Annotated in this window: 20 protein-coding genes; 9 read left to right on the top strand and 11 right to left on the bottom strand. The window is 58.3% G+C overall.

The window, feature by feature from the left end:
- Positions 1-179 precede the first annotated feature (179 nt).
- From L8I05_RS20355 to hrpT, 8 genes are all read left to right on the top strand, one after another.
- Entirely contained in the window at positions 180-1094 is a 915-nt protein-coding gene (locus L8I05_RS20355; protein WP_242171248.1) for a sigma 54-interacting transcriptional regulator, read from the top strand.
- Positions 1095-1657: 563 nt separating this feature from the next.
- Positions 1658-2023 carry a hypothetical protein gene (locus tag L8I05_RS20350; protein ID WP_242171246.1) on the top strand — a complete coding sequence of 122 codons (366 nt, stop codon included), beginning with the start codon at positions 1658-1660 and terminating at the stop codon, positions 2021-2023.
- A 4-nt stretch (positions 2024-2027) separates the two neighbouring features.
- Positions 2028-2813, top strand: a complete 786-nt coding sequence (gene sctJ, locus L8I05_RS20345) for a type III secretion inner membrane ring lipoprotein SctJ (RefSeq protein ID WP_242171244.1) — start codon at positions 2028-2030, stop codon at positions 2811-2813.
- Positions 2806-3387 (top strand): type III secretion protein, encoded by a 582-nt coding sequence (locus tag L8I05_RS20340; RefSeq protein WP_242171242.1) that lies wholly within the window; start codon positions 2806-2808, stop codon positions 3385-3387. Before sctJ ends, L8I05_RS20340 begins: the two co-directional genes overlap by 8 nt.
- A complete protein-coding gene (gene sctL, locus L8I05_RS20335; protein ID WP_242171239.1) occupies positions 3365-3949 on the top strand; it encodes a type III secretion system stator protein SctL in 585 nt (194 codons plus the stop codon). Before L8I05_RS20340 ends, sctL begins: the two co-directional genes overlap by 23 nt.
- A gap of 107 nt (positions 3950-4056) precedes the next feature.
- Complete coding sequence (locus L8I05_RS20330) at positions 4057-4293, top strand: hypothetical protein (protein WP_242171237.1); 237 nt, start codon at positions 4057-4059, stop codon at positions 4291-4293.
- Positions 4294-4496: 203 nt separating this feature from the next.
- A complete protein-coding gene (gene sctC, locus L8I05_RS20325; protein WP_242171236.1) occupies positions 4497-6632 on the top strand; it encodes a type III secretion system outer membrane ring subunit SctC in 2136 nt (711 codons plus the stop codon).
- Positions 6629-6832, top strand: coding sequence for an HrpT family type III secretion system protein (gene hrpT, locus L8I05_RS20320; RefSeq protein WP_242171235.1), 204 nt, complete (start codon positions 6629-6631; stop codon positions 6830-6832). Before sctC ends, hrpT begins: the two co-directional genes overlap by 4 nt.
- A 71-nt stretch (positions 6833-6903) precedes the next feature.
- Here hrpT and sctU read toward each other — a convergent pair whose 3' ends face one another.
- Genes sctU through L8I05_RS20265 form a run of 11 tightly spaced genes read right to left on the bottom strand, consistent with a single transcriptional unit; the run spans position 6904 to position 17013 of the window.
- Complete coding sequence (gene sctU, locus L8I05_RS20315) at positions 6904-8001, bottom strand: type III secretion system export apparatus subunit SctU (RefSeq protein WP_242171234.1); 1098 nt, start codon at positions 7999-8001, stop codon at positions 6904-6906.
- Positions 7998-8786: a type III secretion system export apparatus subunit SctT gene (gene sctT, locus L8I05_RS20310; protein WP_242171530.1), complete on the bottom strand. Its 789-nt coding sequence runs from the start codon at positions 8784-8786 to the stop codon at positions 7998-8000. The genes sctU and sctT overlap by 4 nt, the downstream gene beginning before the upstream one ends.
- Before the next feature lie 10 nt (positions 8787-8796).
- Positions 8797-9060, bottom strand: coding sequence for a type III secretion system export apparatus subunit SctS (gene sctS / locus L8I05_RS20305; protein ID WP_177016597.1), 264 nt, complete (start codon positions 9058-9060; stop codon positions 8797-8799).
- A 7-nt stretch (positions 9061-9067) separates the two neighbouring features.
- Complete coding sequence (sctR, locus tag L8I05_RS20300) at positions 9068-9721, bottom strand: type III secretion system export apparatus subunit SctR (protein WP_177016598.1); 654 nt, start codon at positions 9719-9721, stop codon at positions 9068-9070.
- Positions 9718-10731, bottom strand: coding sequence for a FliM/FliN family flagellar motor switch protein (locus L8I05_RS20295; protein WP_177016599.1), 1014 nt, complete (start codon positions 10729-10731; stop codon positions 9718-9720). The genes sctR and L8I05_RS20295 overlap by 4 nt, the downstream gene beginning before the upstream one ends.
- Entirely contained in the window at positions 10728-11186 is a 459-nt protein-coding gene (locus L8I05_RS20290; RefSeq protein ID WP_242171233.1) for a type III secretion system HrpP C-terminal domain-containing protein, read from the bottom strand. The genes L8I05_RS20295 and L8I05_RS20290 overlap by 4 nt, the downstream gene beginning before the upstream one ends.
- Complete coding sequence (locus tag L8I05_RS20285) at positions 11158-11595, bottom strand: YscO family type III secretion system apparatus protein (RefSeq protein WP_242171232.1); 438 nt, start codon at positions 11593-11595, stop codon at positions 11158-11160. Before L8I05_RS20285 ends, L8I05_RS20290 begins: the two co-directional genes overlap by 29 nt.
- The gene (locus L8I05_RS20280) at positions 11582-12940 is read right to left on the bottom strand and encodes a FliI/YscN family ATPase (protein ID WP_347341231.1); all 1359 of its coding nucleotides are present in this window, start codon (positions 12938-12940) and stop codon (positions 11582-11584) included. Before L8I05_RS20280 ends, L8I05_RS20285 begins: the two co-directional genes overlap by 14 nt.
- Positions 12937-13830, bottom strand: coding sequence for an FHA domain-containing protein (locus L8I05_RS20275; protein ID WP_242171230.1), 894 nt, complete (start codon positions 13828-13830; stop codon positions 12937-12939). Before L8I05_RS20275 ends, L8I05_RS20280 begins: the two co-directional genes overlap by 4 nt.
- Before the next feature lie 37 nt (positions 13831-13867).
- Positions 13868-15961 (bottom strand): type III secretion system export apparatus subunit SctV, encoded by a 2094-nt coding sequence (gene sctV / locus L8I05_RS20270; RefSeq protein WP_242171228.1) that lies wholly within the window; start codon positions 15959-15961, stop codon positions 13868-13870.
- Positions 15958-17013: a TyeA family type III secretion system gatekeeper subunit gene (locus L8I05_RS20265; protein ID WP_242171225.1), complete on the bottom strand. Its 1056-nt coding sequence runs from the start codon at positions 17011-17013 to the stop codon at positions 15958-15960. The genes sctV and L8I05_RS20265 overlap by 4 nt, the downstream gene beginning before the upstream one ends.
- Before the next feature lie 261 nt (positions 17014-17274).
- Here L8I05_RS20265 and L8I05_RS20260 point away from each other — a divergent pair, with 261 nt between their 5' ends.
- Entirely contained in the window at positions 17275-17826 is a 552-nt protein-coding gene (locus tag L8I05_RS20260; RefSeq protein WP_159954057.1) for an RNA polymerase sigma factor, read from the top strand.
- Positions 17827-18134 lie beyond the last annotated feature (308 nt).

The following is an 18134-nucleotide window of genomic DNA, read 5'->3' as shown; positions in this document are numbered from 1 at the left end:
CCTATTACCTTCAGGCACCTCCCCGGCTAAACGACTGAGTCAATTAGCGCCCTAATATCTCTAATTTCTCCTACACCCTCTGCGTAAGTTCCTACTTCAAGATAAGCACATAAAATTTATAATCCCCACACTGCCGACCGCCTTTGAATAACGCACAGTAATAATGGAGCACCTACTCGATGTCGGACTCCAACCTTGGGGAAGTTGAAACGGATCGTTCAATCATTGCAGGATCAGACATTGAAAACACACTTAACAGCACGGCATCACTGAACATTGACATCCTGTTACTCGGAGAGACGGGTACCGGGAAAGACACCTTGGCCCAACGGGTCCATCGGTTGTCGGGGCGAAAAGGCAACTTTGTTGCAGTGAACTGCGCGGCCATCCCGGAAAGTCTCGCAGAAAGCCAATTGTTCGGCGTTAACAGCGGCGCCTTTACCGGGGCGATACAATCGCGAGCCGGCTTTGTCGAAGCCGCTCATCTAGGCACTTTGTACCTCGATGAAATCGACAGTATGCCCCTGAACCTGCAAGCCAAATTGCTGCGGGTGCTGGAGTCGCGCGGCGTAGAGCGCCTGGGCTCGACCCGCTTCATTCCGGTCGATATGCGTGTTATCGCGTCAGCCCAGCAGTCGCTGCACCAAATGGTCGAGCAGGGCACCTTCAGGCGTGACCTGTACTTTCGCCTGAATGTCGTCAGCCTCGAACTTCCGGCCCTGCGGCACCAGCGAGAACGGATCATTCCGCTGTTCCTGAAGATGCTCCAGGAAGAAGCCGAACAGTTCAAATGCTCGGCCCCGACCCCGCCAGCGGAACTGCTGCAACAATTGCTGTGCCACACCTGGCTGGGCAATATTCGCGAATTGCGCTCGGCGGCCAAGCGGTTTGTGCTAGGTCTGCCAGCGCTCTCGATGCCCATGGGCAAACCGCAGGACAGTGAAATGAGCTTGAAGGCCCGCCTGCAACAAATTGAGAAAGCGCTGATAGAAGAGTCGCTGCACCGCAACGACCACTGTGTCGATAACGTGTCGGTTGAGCTAGGGCTCGCCAAGCGCACACTTTACTATCGAATGAAACAACTTGAGATATAACGGGCGCAGGACAAGCGGAGTTTTCCGATAGTGAGCCCGACATACTCTCGAGTATTAAGTTAACAAACAAAACAGAAAACAGTACGCCGCTCGCATCATCCCAGCATCATTACAAAATTTGAGAAGGCGCAGACAGCCGTATAAAAGCCCATTAACGAAACATTTTTAAATAAATAGCCATTCTAAAATTGGAACACTTTACCTGCTACCCACCACGTAAAACATGAGTGATGTCCAAATCATTCAACACGCAACGATAGCTGACATTCGCTATCCATCTTTGGTCAGAAAACAGAAGGTGATCTATGTCTGGAATCCAAAACTCTTCCCCTCCTTTGAGCGCTGCCCACCAACAACAACTGGATGCAATCAGCGACAGAAAGGGAGAGGAGGTAGTCAAAGAGGCTGAGAGGACTTCTCAGCAAGAACTGACTACAGCCAAAGCCGGCCGTATCAAATCTTTGCGCTTCGCCTAAGACACACCGACCTCCCCAGCCCTTCAGGCCGGGGAGGTTTCACCGCTACGACGGGCACAACAATAGATACGTTCGATGGAGATTCAGATGAATATCATCACCCCAGGGTTCCCGGAAAACGGTAATTTCACGACTCAGGCCGATGCGCCCGGCACGCTCAACCGAGCCTCCGACGTCAATTTTTTCAACGCTCAACTCAACGCCATCGAACCGTCCGGCAAAGCAGTTGGCCCTGTGATGGCATCGCCCGTTCCTTCCTGGGGCTCGGAAGAGTCGGATTCGTTATCGAGGCGTGTATCCAAGGGGTTCCGGGATGCCAGCCAGAACAAGAAGTCCAAGGATGCGAATGAATTTCCCCAATCGCTCGCCGAAGCGCATATCGACGTGATGTCACGGGTCAAAGTGATCAGCGCCATCACAAAAGGCGTCGATAAAATTTCAAGCATGGGCTAGATGCATGTTCCGTCGCCTGACCACCCTCGTGCTTTTGTCAACGGTGTTGATACTCTCCGGCTGCGGTGAAAGCGTAGAGCTTCATCGCAATATTTCTGAACAGGAAGCCAACGAAGTCATTGCGGAACTGGCAGACAAGCAGATCCGGGCGCAGAAGATTCCAGGGAAAGACGGCGTCGCTGTTCGCGTCAAGGCAAATGACATCAGTCGAGCTGTTCGTACGCTGGACGCCGCCGGGCTGCCCCGGACGGCGCGCTCGACGCTGGGGGATATCTTTCGCAAAGAAGGCGTCATCTCCACCCCGCTGGAAGAGCGCGCACGCTACATCTATGCGCTGTCGCAGGAACTGGAGTCGACCTTGTCGAACATAGACGGCGTGATCGTCGCGCGAGTCCATGTGGTACTGCCTGAACGGGTAGCGCCAGGCGAGCCGGTACAGCCGGCTTCTGCCTCGGTATTCATCAAGCACAATCCGCGACTGGACCCCGACAATATCAATCCGCGTGTCCGCAGGATGGTTGCCAGCAGCATTCCGGGCATGGCCTCAGCCATCGACAACACCACAAAACTGACCGTCATTTTTGTACCGGCCACGGCCTATACAGAGCAGCAGCAACTCACTCATTTCGGGCCCTTTCTGGTGCCGGTACAAGAGCTTGGATTTTGGCGCACCAGCCTTGTGGCGCCTCTGATCGCTATTCCGCTGGGCGGCATTGGCTGGCTGGTCTGGCGTCGTCGCAAAGGGCTCATTCCGGCGGTGGCGCCTGCCGTGGCACCCGCTCATGAGTGAAGCGCTCAGTTGGGTTAGATGGTGGGCCTTCCCCTGGGAGGATGCTCACATCGACTGGCTCACAAAAACCGGCTTTGTGGAAACGCCAGCGCTTTCACGCAGCCACCATGGTCGGGTGCGCAGCCTGTTCGGCATCGAACCTGCGCTTCCCCCGCCTACGTCTGCGCCCTTGTTACAGCTGGTGCTGAGCAATGCGCAACAACGGGACCTTGCACTGGCACTCGTCAATGAGGTGTACAACGCGCCCCGCGACAGCCGGTTAAATCAGGATCAGATTCTTTGGTGCCAGCGCTTGAGCAAGGCACTGCCACCCGACCCGATCCCGGTAAGCATCGACGACCCACTGCACTATCTGCGCGCGTGGGTCGGCCCCATTCTCTGGCAGCGGCTGCGCTTGCGCTTTGCTCGCCAAAGGGTACTTGAGTTGGAGCAGCATCCCGGGCTGGCCGATACTCACAGCCGGCTGGATACGCTGTGGAAAGCCACTATTTGGCGCGCAACCGCAACCCCCATCGATGAGGCTCAGCGCGCCCCCCGCGAGAAATCCGAGCATGTTTTGCGCCCACAAGATTGAGCTGAATACCGACGAACCGTCGACCCTGCTGATCCCTCGGGAACGGCTTGCCGACTACACCCAGGCCCATCAAATCCTGGAACAGGCCGAGGCGAAAGCGCAGGCGCTCATACTTGAGGCCCACGCTCAGTGCGAGAAAATCCTCGAAAGTGCCAGTGATGAATTCTGGGAGCGCGCCAATACCCAGCTGTACCGTTGGGACTCAGAGCGCCAAGCGATGCTCGACCATCTGGAACAGGCCGCCACCTCCGTCATCAACGCGGCCATCCTCAGCATTCTGGACGAGACCGTGCCCGCTCAGCGCCTCACTGCCCTGCTTAATAAACTGCTGACGGCTCAGTTACCGACGGTCCAGGCGGAACTGGTGTGCAACCCGCAGGACCGCGAACCCGTCGAGCAATGGCTCAATCTGCACTGTGGCGTGCCATGGACGCTTCGAGTCGAAGACAGGCTCGCCGCCCAGTCGCTGCTGCTCGAAACGGAGGATGGCGGGTTTCACATCAATTGGACCGATGCCCTCGATAACCTGGTGGTTACCCCACCGCAGGCCAAAACCAAGTGACAACTTTTCCAGCTAGAAACGCCTTTCTTTTTAAACAAATTAAGTCGGTTGATGGAACTGGCCATCAATCCGGTGCCACACAGGGATAGAACCCCATCGGAGATAAAATGATGAACGGTGACTTACGCATACTCAACAGTCTCTACAGGGAGCAAACCCGCTCCGAAAAAAGCCTCGAACAAATCGGCGTCGACGCTGAAAACATGCAAGGGATGGGCGACGCCTCGCGCCTCTTCGAACAGCTCATTGAGGAAAAGTCCAAGCTAGTTAACAACTTTGCCGTGAGCACGACCTACCTCAGTTACAAGCACGAAACGATTAAGTCAGCGATCAATGTCGTCTAGTGACAGGGCTACAGCCACGGGCGATCTCTGGTGGGTGCAATGCCGACCCAGGGATTGCCCAGAAACACCGGTTCGAAACCCTTGAAGTACCTCTCAAGCAACGTGACACCTGGCGCAGCGTTACTGCACGCCTGACAAAGGCTGGGCGCACCTTCCGGCCCACTTCACTACGTAAGCGACCGCACTGAAACAGAGAACCTGTCATGTATAGCAAAATCAACAAGCACACCGGCTTGCGTTTAAACTCGCCCGCTGTTCTGGTAAAACGCGCTCACTGGCGTTGTCTGCTCGCCCTGCCCTTGTTGTTGGCGCCGCTGCACAGCCCCCTTGCCGCTATTCCCTCCGACTGGAAAAACACCGCCTACGCCTACGAGGCCGAGCATAAGCCCCTGCGCGAGGTACTGGAGGACTTCGCTCAGACGTTTGGCACACAACTGCAAGTTGACGGCCTGCTGGACGGCACCGTCAATGGCAAGATACGCGCCAATACCCCGCAGTCGATGCTGGACAGGTTGGCGGTAGAACACCGCTTCCAGTGGTACTTGTACAACAACACCCTTTATATCAGCACCCTGGACCTGCAAGAGTCCGCGCGCCTGGAAGTCGCCTCCGAGACCGTCGCCGACCTCAAGCGGGCGCTGACGGATATCGGCCTGCTCGACAGCCGTTTCGGCTGGGGTGAACTGCCTGATGATGGGGTCGTGCTGGTCTCCGGCCCCAAGCGCTACATCGAGCAAATCAAGCAATTCAGCAGCCAGCGTAAGTCTCCCGACGAAAAACAGAGCGTGCTCAGCTACCCACTGAAATTCGCCAACGCGGGTGATCGCCAGATAGATTATCGCAGCGAAAAAATCACCATCCCAGGCGTTGCCAGCATGCTGCGTGGGTTGTTGGAACCGCGGTCAACTTCCGATCTTGCCACCATGGGTTCACGTCCCTCCGCCTCACAGCCCTCGCCCATCACGCCGAACTTCCCCCGGTTGAGCAACCCAATGCTGGGGCAAATGTTCGGTCAGGCAGCGGACTCGGGACAGTTGGCCACTGGCGCGACGCTCACCCCGCGAGCACCCGTGTCTGCCGGCAGGATTCGCGTCGAAGCCGATGTGCGCAACAACGCCGTACTGATCTATGACCTCCCGGAGCGTCAGGCGATGTACCGCGAGCTGATCAGCCAGCTCGACGTGGCGCGTAAAATGGTGGAGATCGACGCAATCATCCTCGATATAGAGCGCACTCAATTGCGCGAATTCGGGGTCAGCTGGGGCAACAGTCACTTCAGCAGCGACGCGAGAATAGCGCCAGGCAGTTCCTCGCAGCTGTCGATCCGAAACCGTGACCATTTCTTTGCCAGGATTCGCGCACTGGAGCAACGTGGCCTGGCGACCATGGTGTCCAACCCGTCGGTCCTCACCCTGGAAAACCAGCCGTCGGTGATTGATTTCAACCGCACCCAATACCTGACGGCAGGCACAGAAGTCGCGACCGTCCTGCCCATCACTGTCGGCACCAGCCTGCAAGTGGTGCCGAGGGTGATTACCACCCGCGGCACTCATCAGGTTCACCTTTCGGTGAATATCGAAGACGGCAACTTCGACGAGTCCAACCCGAATCGCTTGGGTCCCGATGTGCGCCGGGGCAATGTCAGTACCCAGGCGGTCATGGCGGAACAGCGCTCGCTGGTGATCGGTGGCTTCCATGTCACCGAAAGCGCCGACAGGCGCAACAAGATTCCCCTGCTGGGCGATATTCCGCTGTTGGGCAAGGCGTTGTTTTCTTCCAGCGAACGCCAGAACAATCGCCGGGAACGCCTGTTTATCCTGACCCCGCGCGTCATCGGTGACCAGGCTGACCCTTCACGTTATCTGCCGCAGGACGATCAGGTGGAGCTGCAGGCCGCGCTCAAGCCACTGGCCAGGCGCTATGCCGCACACGACCCGGTCATCAAACGCAGTGACATCACCAGCGCCCTGGCGCATCTCGTCAGTGGGCAGGTGCCCGCGGCATTCAACGCGGCCCCCATGCCACTGGGCCTGGGCACCTTGTGCAACACCCGCGATCTGCTGGCAATGAACACCGAACGCAGCCAGTGGTATGCCGGCCCTCAGTTCAATGTGGCCGTGATAGTGCTGCGTAATCAGTTCAAGCGCACTGTGCGTATCGACGAAAACGAGTGCAGCAATTCACAAACCCTGGCTGTCACCGTGTGGCCGCGTGCCTGGCTCAAACCGGGTGAAGAAGCCGAGGTGTTTATCGCCATGCGCCCGGTGGTGAAGGATGAACACATCGGCGTGCCCCGCCCCTCCTTGCTCACTCCCGTTCAGAAGAAGGTCACCCCATGAAACACCGCTTGTTGTGCATCACCCTGATCAGCACAGTGCTGCTCATCGCCGGCTGCAGCCCCACGTGCAGAGGCGACTCCTGCTCACGCCCGCAAGCGACCAAGGACAAGATGGTGATCTGGTGGCCGCCGCAGATGCGCGTCGAGCCTGGGCCCTCAGGGGAACGCTCGGACTACCAGACGATATCGCTGGAGCGATAAGTTTTCGGTGACTTATGGTGAGCAGCGCTGCTGCTCACCAGACCCGGCTTGCGCCAGGCAACCGGTACTGATCAGCGCACCTCAAGCTCCGGTAATTCCAGGGTTTCGCGCTTGGCGTCATCGTCAAGCTCACGCAATGTGCGATAGATCAGCGCCACGGCCTGCAAGGTCTCGCGGGGGATGCTTGCTCCCACCTTGTTCGTGTAGAGCGTGCGGGCCAGCCATACACACTGAATCACTGGAACCTCGGCGGCCTTCGCCTGCCGAATCAATTCGCGTGCGTCGTCGTCCGTGCCCTTGTTGACCAACATCGGCAGTGGCGTATTACCGGGGCGGTAATACAGGGCCACGGCAAAGTGCGTCGGGTTGACAACCAGCATGTCGGCCTCCTCCAGCTTGGGCAGTTTGACCTTCGGCTCCTCCTGGGCCAATTGTTGTGCCAGCGATCGGCGCTGCCCCTTCACATGCGGGTCACCCTCCATGTCCTTGTACTCTTTGACAACCTCGACCTGCGTCATGCGCATGCGCTTGGCAAAGAAGTGCTTTTGCATCGCCAGGTCAATGAGCGCCAACACCAGCAAAAGCCCCAGGCAGGCATGCAACAAGTGCCGGAACAGGGTGATCAGCGCCAGGATGTAGGTTGGCAGGTCACTGTTGGCCAGGTTAATCAATGCGCCCAACGAGGGCTTGATGACCACGTACAGAATCACCCCCAGCAGCACCGCCTTGGTGATGCTCATCAACAGATTCATGACCGATTGAGCGGAAAACATCTGCTTGAGCTGCTTGAGGGGGTTGAGACGATTGAAATCGAGCTTCAAGGTCTCCGGCGCAAACAGGAACCCGAACTGCATCCAACTGCTGATCAGTTTCGCGGCAATGGCCAGCCCAGCCATCAACAGGGCAAACGAGAAAAACATTATCAGCCCTTCAAACATCACTTCTTCCAACGCCCGCACAAAGGGCTGCCCCATACTCGACATCGGCAACACCAACAGTTGCTGAAAGCGTTGCATACTCGTTTCGGCGGTGAACAATGCCACCTCGCTGATAGCCGTCAGCGCCAGCAGCTTGCTGACATCCTGGCTTTGGGAAACCTGACCTTTCTTGCGCTGATCGCGCAGTTTCTTGGCGGAGGCCGGGTGCTTCTTTTCGCCTGAGTCACTCATGGCGTCGAGACCTGGAACATCAGCCCGAGTGAGTGCTTGAGATCACCCAACAAGTTCAAGCGCCCTACGATCAGGTCCTGCAGCAACGGAAAGTACAACAACAGAATCCCGATACCCGCCAGGCATTTGACCGGTGGTGCCAGCGTGCTCACCTGCAATTGCTGACTGTAGACCCCCAGCAGCGCGATCCCGAATTCCAGGAACAACAACACGGCAATAAACGGCGCAACGTAGAGCATCATGTGGGTAAAGGTGTCGCCGAGCAGGCCAATGAACGTACTGAAGCCATTGACTGCCGGCAGCGGCACCCAGGCCGTGGCCGGCCAGATCAGATAGCTGTCCCAGATCACCTGGGTAAGGACGCTCAAGCCCAGGACAACGATCAGCAGGTAAATCACCACCTGTTTGAACAGGTGGCCGATAGGCGTCGCGTCCGGCCCGAGTGAAGGGTTGAGTTGGCCGCCCGCCAGGGCACCACGCTGGTTATCCAACAGCGCGCCGACTGACTCGAACATCCAGAAAGGCATGGCCAACAGGACGCCCAGCAAAATGCCCAGGGCGGCCTCCTTGCACATCAGTCCGACGATCATCAGCGCGGAGTAGTCCTGGCTCACCAGTACCGCATGGATACCTGGCGCCGGAATGAAGGCCATGACCATCACGATGACGTGCCTGGGCATGCCGCGTATATGCTGGAAACAGAACGCAGGCACGAGAATGGCACAGGGGTAGATCCGCGCCATGCCCACCAACAGGCTGGGTAGATATTCAAGATAAAGCAGCACGTGCATGCCCTCAGTTCAGTGCCGAGCGGGCGATCATGTCGAACATCAGATTGGTCAGTTGAATCAGCTCCACGCCGATCCAGCGTCCCGTCAATATCAAGGTGATACCTACCGCAACCAGCTTGATGCCAAAGGGCAGCGTCTGGTCCTGTATCTGCATCAGGGCCTGGACCAGGGACGTCAGCACGCCGACGATCACTGCCACGATCAGCGGCGGTGCCGACAACACCACCACCAGCAGCATGCCCTGCTTGAACAGCACGATCGGTTCCATAGGGCACTCAAAGGTAAGAAAGGAAAAGACTGTCCAGCAACCGCGACCATCCGGAGACCATCACGAACAACAGCAGTTTGAGCGGCAGGGAAATGGTCATGGGCGAGACCATTTGCATGCCCAGCGCCAAGAGCAGGTTGGACACAATCAAATCGATGACGATGAACGGAATGTAGATCAGGAATCCGATTTCGAACCCCGCCTGCAACTGCGACAGCACGAAGGAGGGGATTAACAGGATCAGGTCTTCGCGCTCGGTGCTTTGCGCCATTTCAGGGGGCCACATGCGCGCGCTGTTTTCGTGCATGTGGGTCAACACATCCGGATCGATGTTGCGTTTCATAAACGCACGCAGCGGCTCTATGGCCACAAGGCCTGTCTGTTGAAGCGTCTGAACATTGCTCATGTCCAAGGGCGCGTTCTTGAGGTTTTCGGCGACCTGGTACCCCACGGGGGCCATGATAAACAGCGTAGCGGCCAGCGCTATTCCATTGATCGCCATGCTCGGAGGCACCTGCTGAACGCCGATGGCGTTGCGGGTGATCATCAGCACAATGACGATCTTCAGGAACGCCGTGCAGATGATCAACAGCATCGGCAGTAATGACAACGCGCCGAAAAATAACGCCAGAACAACGGGGTCAACGCTCTGGAATATCATCGGGAAAACACCACACGCGACAATTGCAAGCCGAGTCGCCCATCCACTTCCACCAACTGCCCCTGGCCAATGGGCCGCTCACCGTAATACAGGCCCGCCATGCCCGGGGCATACCCGGTAATGCCCAACACCGCACCGGGAGCAAGATTGCGCAGTTCGCCCAGGGTCAGGCTCAGGACACCACAGCGCACCGTCAACGCCATACTCAATTCATCAAAGGGCTCCCGGCCGAAGACATCCTCCACCGGTTCATCAAGTTCAGGCCCCGGGTATTCTTCTATTACAAATTCTTCGTCCATCGACGCTTCCTCTATCGCAATAAGGTTCAGGCACAACGGACCGGACTCATCGTCAATACGCCCTTGCAGACGATGACGTCCTATATTCAAGTGGCCGTGGCCCTGTACATCGAAAAAGGCCTGTTCAAGCATCAGCACGTCACCGGCACGTACACCGCGCAATTGCGCACTGGCCAAGTTCAAGCGGCCCACGGTTACGGCGACTGCCAATGGAAACGATGCGGGTAATGGGCCGGCCGTTGACCGCCAAGGGCCGGCCGCACACACCGCCAGGAAGCTCTCTGGGGTCAGCCACCAGTAGCCTGCGACTTTGGAGGGCCCCAGCATCACGGTGAAACGGCAACCAAAGCCCAACTTTTCAGGGCCTGGCAGCAAGCGCAGATAACCGAACAACGCCGACACCTGCGGGCTGAGGTGATGCTGGAACAATTCCCAGAACCAGGACTTCGGGTCGTTACCCGTCTCTGCCAGGGTGACCGGGCATTCGCCCATCAGGCTGAACATTGCCTCAGGTTCCGAGAACGCCAGTACACCGAGGGCACTCTCGAAAAACAAAGGCTTTCCCCGTCCGGGCGCGCGGCCAGGCTCGAGCACAAAAGCGCCCTGCTGGTCGCCAACCTGAAACGGCATGCGTAACCCACGCCCCAATCGATGCAACGCCGCAACCCTTCCCCCCTCAACCAATGGCGGTGCAAAAATGGAGGTAATCATGCGGGGCCCACGTTTTTGACATGGAGATCCACGGGCTGCCCCAACACCTCAACCAGCTTGTCCTGATAGCGTTTTTGCACCGTGCCGAGCCATTGCGCCGCGCCCTGTTCTTCGGCGTGCAGCTCGATGTTCCAAGCGCCCGGCTGGCGCTCGACACTGGCGTTGATTCGCCCCAGCCGTGGCAGGTAAAGCACCGCCAGCAACGGCCATTGCGGGACACCTTGAACGCGCAGTGCCAACTGCGTAGTCAATGCCTCGATCATTAATTTATCTGCCGCCGCATTCTGCGTCGGCATGCGGGAAACGTAACCGCCATGACCATCATCTTTGGCAAACAGTTGGGCGAACATGTGCACATGGAGCCAGGGCACCACGCGCTCAACCCCTTTCTCACGGTCTTCGCTCGGCTCGCGTACGCGGGGCCGGCTAGACCTGCTCACAGGTAATCGTTTCATGGCTCTCCTGTACCAATAACTGGTTTAACTCCACGAGTTTTTCGACCTCGCGCAAGCATCGGGTCGCCTGCTTCTGCATACTGTCGATGTGCACCACTTGCTGTTCCTGCTGCCCGTGTAACTCACGTAACTGCGCCTCTTCGCGGTGCGTACTGGCGGATAACGAGCGCTCCTGGTTACTCCACGACTTGAGTTCCTGAAACGACAGCACTTGCCCTTGATGTTTGCTCAATAGTTGCGCGGCCTCCTGGGCCTCCTGCTGGCGTGTTTGCTCAAGGACCTGCTGCGCCTGCTCGACTTGCAACTGCAGCGCCCGTTGATGCCTTTTAGCCTCACACAAGGCGCGCTCGGCACGGTCTGCCCGATGTTTGCGCAGGCGCCTCAGGGTTTCCAACTCAGAAAGGAACATCGCCAGTCAGCTCCGTCAGTTGATCCAGGGTCGCCTCCAGGGGGGAAGGCTCACGCAGGTCCTGGCGCAAAAAGTCATCCACCGCCGACCGGCTGTCTACTGCCAGGTCCGTCAGGGCGTCGTTGCCCGCCTGGTACTCGCCCAGCTTGAGCATCAGTTCGATCTGCTGGTACGCCGACAAGAGGCGGCGCAGCCCGGTACCCGCCTGGATATGCTCAGGCGTGGCGACGTTGCTCAAAATCCGCGAAAGGCTGGCCAGCACATCAACCGCCGGGTAGTGACCGCGCTCCGCCAGCTTGCGGGACAAAACAATATGGCCATCGAGCAACGAGCGAACCTCGTCCGCCACCGGATCGCTCATGGAATCCTGCTCGATCAGTACCGTATAGATCGCGGTGATAACGCCGTCGCGGGTCAACCCGGCGCGCTCCACCAGACGCGGCAACAAGCTGTACACCGAGGGCGGTAAACCACCACGGCCCAAGGGCTCACCGGCCGCCAGGCCGATTTCCCGCTGGGCGCGGGCAAAACGCGTCAAGGAGTCAATCAGCAGCAGCACGCGCTTGCCCTTGCGCCGATAGCCTTCAGCCAACGCGGTGGCGGTGAACGCTGCACGGGCACGCTCCATGCTTGAACGGTCGGACGTGGCGCACACCAGCACGGCTTTGGCCCGCAGCTGATCGTCCAGTTCATGATCGAGAAACTCCCGCAGCTCCCGACCACGCTCGCCGATCAGGCCAAACACGATCACATCGCACTCGACGTTACGGGCAATCTCCGCCAGCAAGGTGGTCTTGCCACAGCCGGCACCGGCAAACAGGCCAACACGCTGGCCTTCGCCGAGCGTCAGCAAACCATCGATCGAGCGCACGCCGGTGGCCAAGGCTCGATTGATCCTCGGCCGCTCGGTCGGCAACGGCGCCTCACACAACACCATGCTTGCATCCGGGCCGTCGGTCTCGACGAACGCACTGGGGCCAACGCCGGTAATCGGCCGACCGAAACCATCGAGCACCTGGCCCAACAGCTCATCACTGACCCGTACCTGATGCGACACACCCAGGCGCTCAACGCTGGCACCCACGCGTATGCCTTCAAGGTTGCCCAGGGCACTGAGTACGGCATCCTGCTGATCGAAACCGATGATCTCGGCGAGCATGTACTCGTCGGCAGACTTTTCAACCTGGCATAAGTCACCGATACGCGCGCCGGGCAATCGGCACTGCAACAGCATGCCGTTGACGCGCTGGACCCGGCCGCGCATGGTCACCGGCATCAGGTTGGCCAGCGACTGGGCCTGGCGCTCTCGCCAGGCATCCATACGCACTTGCAGTTCCTCGCTCACCAGCGCACCTCAAAACGCTGTGCGCCGTCGAAGACCACCTTGGTATTGTCGATCAGTACCAGACGCAAACCGTCCACTTCATCACCGACAAACAACCGGCTGCCCTCTTCCAGCACGACATGGCCGTTCGGCCCGCCAACAATCTGCACAATCTTGAACGGCAGTGTCCCGTCGCGTACACGCACGCGGCTGATCACCGGGACCGCGCTGTCATACAGCTCACCAAAACGGTTGAGCATGCGCGATACCAACTCCACATCGTCCTGGGAAACCTCGCCGCTGAGCGCGACTTGGCCATTGATCACTTGCAAGCTGACCCGTTTGCTCAACTCACGCTCACTGAGCATCTTCAGCAGTTGCTGGCGCACTTCAAACGGTGAGGCCAGTTCGTGTTTTACCACCGCGGGAGGCATCAACGAGGCCTGGGCCTGACGCTCCCCCGTGGACGCCAACCCCACCACTACGAGGACTATCGCAACCACCAGCACTGCGCTGATCAGACGTTTTTGCTGCGTTTGCGAGATGGATGATAATTGCAGTACTCGCGGCGCTTGCGTGGGCCGCGACGGTGACGCAGGGGCGGGCGCTTCAGGCCATGGTTGATCCGCCAAGGTGACACACAGCCGGATAGCCCCCACTGAAAACGGCAGGTTCAGCACCAGACTCGCGATCTGTGCCAGCACTTGCCCCTCATGGTCGTGCAGCAGCCCGGCCTCGGCCTGCACCGACCAGTTTGAGCCGATCAGTCGCAACCGCGCGTGCTGCTCGGCGATCCCCGGATCATTGAGCATCAGGTCAGCGTCGGGGTGCGCGCCAATGCTCCACTGCTCACCAAAAAGCGGCAACGCGGCGCCCTGGCGCAGGCCATTGAGTACCCGTAACTCAAACATTATCGAGCCCTCCCGTGCGTTGCAGCCAGCTGCAGATTCATGCCACCGCACCGCGCATCAGCTCATCCTGAGCCAGGTCAAAACGCCCAAGCACTTTCACCTTCGAAGCGCTTCCCAACTCGGCAAAGGACAGCACCGGCACATGGTTGAACTCTTCCAAGAGCAGGGTGCGCAGTGGGCTACGCAGGTCTTGCGCCACCAACATCACACTTTTGCTCTTGGGGCGTGCGGTAAAGGCCTGGTTAAGGAGGTTGATCAATGCGGCGCTGTTTTCGTTGTCGAGCGCAAAAAACACCCCGGTCTGAGTCTGGCGCAACGCCTCGCGCAAAATGTTCTCGGTACGCGGCGAGAGCAACCAGGCATGCAGGCCGTCCTCCTCGCTGTACTGATGGAAGATCTGTGCCTTGAGGGCAATGCGCGCATAGTCAGCTAACGCATCAGGCTCACGCTCATGCTGGCCGTACTCGATCAGCGACTCGACAATCAGCCGCACGGCACGCAACGGCACCCCTTCACTGGCCAGGCGTTGCAACACCGCCGAAAACCGCGAGAGCGGCATGATGCGTTGCAACTCCTGCACCAATTCCGGCTGGTTGTGTTCAAGCCAACTAAGGATCGACTTACTCTCCTGGATACCCAGGAACTGCGGCCCACTGAGCATCATCGCCTGCCTCATGCGTTCGATGATCAATCTCGTCGCGGTGAAGCGCTCCAACTGCGGGTCATCCAGCAGCGGATCATCAGGAGCCAACCACACCCAATCCTGCTCATCACGCTCGGCAATCCCCGGTATAGCGTGCTCGGGTACGACTGTCAGTGCCTTGCGATCCACCGCCACATGGTTAACGACCGAGGCCTTGACCATCGGCACTTCATGTACGCAAAAACGCATTTCATCATCGGCCAGCGAGTCATCGAGTTCGACTTCAAACGGCGGCAGTGTCAGACCAATATTGGCGACCAGCGTGTTTCGAGCCAGGCGAATCCCGTGAATAAGATCCGTAACCTCAGGGGTGCCTCGCAGGCTCGGGGGAAACTGCAGCAGGTAAGGCCGCGACGGATCGAACCCGCGCAAGTCTTCATCACCGTTCTGTTCGGGGCGTACGGCGTCGACGGCTTCATCGACGGGCGCCTCTGCGCGTTGACGCTGGCGCATCAAGTAATAACCCAGGCCGCCAGTCGCCATGGAAATCAGGATAAACACCAGGGTGGGCATGCCGGGCACTATCGCAAACGCGAGCATCCCCACCGACGCGATCATCCAGCTCTTGGGTTCGCTGGTCATTTGCCGGGCAATTTCGGCGCCCATGTTACTGATGCCCTTGCGCCCGTCCGGCGCCACACGGGTGATAATCATGCCCGCCGTCAGGGAGATCAGCAGCGCAGGAATCTGTGCAATCAGGCCATCGCCGATGGTCAGTACCGAATACAGCTGGATCGACTCGCCAGCGCTCAAGTTATGTTGAAACATGCCCGTGGTGAAACCACCCAACAGGTTGACCACGACGATAATCAAACCGGCGACGGCGTCGCCTTTGACGAACTTCATGGCCCCGTCCATGGCGCCGAACAATTGGCTCTCGCGGGATAACTGCTCACGCTTGTCCCGCGCTTGTGTGCCGTCGATCAGGCCGGCACGCAGGTCACTGTCGATGGACATCTGTTTACCCGGCATCGCGTCCAGGCTGAACCGCGCCGCAACCTCGGCGACCCGTTCCGAACCCTTGGTGATGACCAGGAAGTTGACCAGGGTCAGGATCAGAAAGATCACCATGCCCACCGCCAGGTTGCCACCCACCACGAAATTGCCGAAAGCCTCAACGATGTCGCCAGCGTCCTGCTCCAACAGAATCAGGCGCGTGGTGGCGATCGACAGCGCCAGACGAAACATGGTGGTCAGCAGCAGAATCGAAGGAAACGATGAAAACGCTAAAGGCCCCGGCAAATACAGCGCCAGCACAATCAACAGGCACGAGATGCAAATGTTGATCGCAATCAGGATGTCCACGAGCCAGGTCGGCAGCGGCACGATAAAGATAAACACAATGCCCAGGACCACCACCGCGCCCAGCACTTCGGCACGCTGTGCCACTTTGAGCAAGACGCGGTTGATGGCCGAGAGTGCATTCACGCAAACGCCCCCAAGTCACCGTCAAACTTTCCGGGGCCTTGCTCGGCGCGACGCAGTTCGTCCAACACCACCATAAAGCTGCCCAAAGCCTTATCGCGTACCCGGCTGTCAGACCACAAGTCCAAAGGCAAATCGCGAGTCATGGGGTAAAGCGCGTTAAGGAGTACCACTTGTCGGGTACTCGTGCCATTCCCCAGATCCTGCCCAAACCGCAGGATTTCAGGCTCATCGATACCGCTGTCGGCATAGCCCAGCTGGCGCTGCAAAAGGCTCACAGCGTCATGGTTCAGGCCCAGGCGCTCGATCAACGCCTGGCCGGCGGCCAACACTGTGCCCAGCTTCCCGCAGCTTTGCAGAGCCAGCAACAAGGTGCGCAACCGCGGCGTGGACGTTGACGACACCAGCATCGCGATGTCGTCAGCCAGGGCTTTGCGCATGCTGCCGAGCCTGGCGGAAAACGTATCGCCACCATATACACCCAGCAGGGCCTGCATCATCGTAGCCAGAGACTGGCGCGTGGTCACACTGGAGTAATAAAGCGCGCGCAGCGCTTGGCGTTCCTGCGCATCACCTCCGGCCTGCGTCAACGCCGTGGCGAACTTGAGGCCCGCCTGGATTTCCCCTTTGAAGCCGACTGTCAGCGCGGCGATGGCATCCCGCCCCAAGGCCGCGTCAGAGGGGCGCGCGTCATTGGACGCCTGGTTTTCCAGATGCTTGAGCACCACGAACGCACGCGCGGGGTCGCCCTCGGCAAGCTCCAGCAGCTTGTCGACACTGGAGTGCTGCTGCAATTGCTGCCTGAACCGTAGAGAAATAGCTGCCAACGACTCCTGAGCCGGATGGCCCAATTGGTCATAAAGTTGTGCAAGTTGCTCGACGGGGGGAACGCGTATCGGCGCCAACCGCAGATTCCGGTTATTGGCGATCAAGTCCTGGTCGAATAGCGGGGCAAGCTCATCGACCTTCCCTGACGCGGGTGTGGAGACAGGCGCAGTGGATTGTTGATCCAGGCGCTGGGTAGAGGGCGCATCTTTGGGGGATTCGACTTTCATAAGCATGCCAAGAAGGGAAGAGTGTGTCCCTATGTGGCGAGGCCTGCCGATACGGTTCCATCAAAACTCGACTTTAGACACACTTGCAAAGACCCGCACAAACCATCGGCGCCTTTTGCAAATTACGGCGTAAAAAATAATGAATTCAATATTTATATCTATATAAATCAATAGGTTGAGAAGGTTTTTCCGTTGGCATAGCCAGTGCAAAGGGGTTCGCATCGAAAACATTTCGATAGCGTCTACCCTGAGGAAAAAATCATGAATATCCCTATTGAAGCTTTAGCGCACCTGGTTGGCAGCTCGCCTCAATTCATGCATCACCTGACGGACGATCAACAAAAAAAACTTCGGCGCTTCATTCACAAGCGCGTACTCAACCCCGAAGATGCCGACGACATTCTGCAACTGACATACCTGGAGGCGTGGCGCAACAGGGAGCGTTTCAGCGGCCAGGCAAGCCTCAGTACCTGGATGTGCGGCATTGCGCAGAACTTGGTGCGCAACCATTTTCGACGCCTGTACGCCAAGCCGGTGCATTGCGAATTCGATGAATCGCTGTGGCATGGCCAAGAGGAAAACAACAATCTGGATTGGGAGTTCGAGATCAACCGCCGACTGGAAAAAACCCTGACGGCGATCGACCACCTGCCAGTAGAAATGCGCAAGACGCTGTACGCCTCGCTGGAGACTGACGGTAGTTACCAGGACACGGCCGACGTATTGGACATCCCGATCGGCACCGTTCGCTCACGCTTGTCACGCGCGCGTGAACACCTGAAGCGTGTCACGCACACCCCGTCGCAACCGTAAGGCCCTTTAGAGGGTAATCGTTGGGCGGCAGGGATATCTGCCCAACCGAATTACGCTTTTCATACGCGGCAGCTGAATCGCTGGCCACTCGCTCGATACTCTTCTAACGGCTAACACCAATCTTTTGTGGGAGCTGGCTTGCCTGCGATTGCAGTGGGTCAACTGATGATGAGTACGAATGTGCCGCCGTCATCGCAGGCAAGCCAGCTCCCACAGGGGATATGAGTGGCGTCCTGAGTAGGAGAAATCCCCACGCCACTCGTCGCTCGAACCGGCATTTTCGGTTAAACGGTTGAAAGCGTAGATAA

Source organism: Pseudomonas sp. MONT-RG-20F-20-E-7-02, assembly GCF_022662395.1.
Taxonomy (GTDB): domain Bacteria; phylum Pseudomonadota; class Gammaproteobacteria; order Pseudomonadales; family Pseudomonadaceae; genus Aquipseudomonas.
The sequence above is the reverse complement of the archived record's forward strand: the minus strand, read 5'-3'. Positions and strand labels throughout refer to the sequence as shown.

Coding starts and splice junctions, on each gene's coding strand:
- L8I05_RS20265 (WP_242171225.1), bottom strand. CDS start 17,013: ATGAAAGTCGAATCCCCCAAAGATGCGCCCTCTACCCAGCGCCTGGAT.
- sctJ (WP_242171244.1), top strand. CDS start 2,028: ATGTTCCGTCGCCTGACCACCCTCGTGCTTTTGTCAACGGTGTTGATA.
- L8I05_RS20340 (WP_242171242.1), top strand. CDS start 2,806: ATGAGTGAAGCGCTCAGTTGGGTTAGATGGTGGGCCTTCCCCTGGGAG.
- sctC (WP_242171236.1), top strand. CDS start 4,497: ATGTATAGCAAAATCAACAAGCACACCGGCTTGCGTTTAAACTCGCCC.
- sctU (WP_242171234.1), bottom strand. CDS start 8,001: ATGAGTGACTCAGGCGAAAAGAAGCACCCGGCCTCCGCCAAGAAACTG.
- sctR (WP_177016598.1), bottom strand. CDS start 9,721: ATGATATTCCAGAGCGTTGACCCCGTTGTTCTGGCGTTATTTTTCGGC.
- L8I05_RS20290 (WP_242171233.1), bottom strand. CDS start 11,186: ATGAAACGATTACCTGTGAGCAGGTCTAGCCGGCCCCGCGTACGCGAG.
- L8I05_RS20285 (WP_242171232.1), bottom strand. CDS start 11,595: ATGTTCCTTTCTGAGTTGGAAACCCTGAGGCGCCTGCGCAAACATCGG.
- sctS (WP_177016597.1), bottom strand. CDS start 9,060: ATGGAACCGATCGTGCTGTTCAAGCAGGGCATGCTGCTGGTGGTGGTG.
- L8I05_RS20355 (WP_242171248.1), top strand. CDS start 180: ATGTCGGACTCCAACCTTGGGGAAGTTGAAACGGATCGTTCAATCATT.
- L8I05_RS20275 (WP_242171230.1), bottom strand. CDS start 13,830: ATGTTTGAGTTACGGGTACTCAATGGCCTGCGCCAGGGCGCCGCGTTG.
- sctL (WP_242171239.1), top strand. CDS start 3,365: ATGTTTTGCGCCCACAAGATTGAGCTGAATACCGACGAACCGTCGACC.
- L8I05_RS20330 (WP_242171237.1), top strand. CDS start 4,057: ATGATGAACGGTGACTTACGCATACTCAACAGTCTCTACAGGGAGCAA.
- L8I05_RS20295 (WP_177016599.1), bottom strand. CDS start 10,731: ATGATTACCTCCATTTTTGCACCGCCATTGGTTGAGGGGGGAAGGGTT.
- L8I05_RS20350 (WP_242171246.1), top strand. CDS start 1,658: ATGAATATCATCACCCCAGGGTTCCCGGAAAACGGTAATTTCACGACT.
- hrpT (WP_242171235.1), top strand. CDS start 6,629: ATGAAACACCGCTTGTTGTGCATCACCCTGATCAGCACAGTGCTGCTC.
- L8I05_RS20260 (WP_159954057.1), top strand. CDS start 17,275: ATGAATATCCCTATTGAAGCTTTAGCGCACCTGGTTGGCAGCTCGCCT.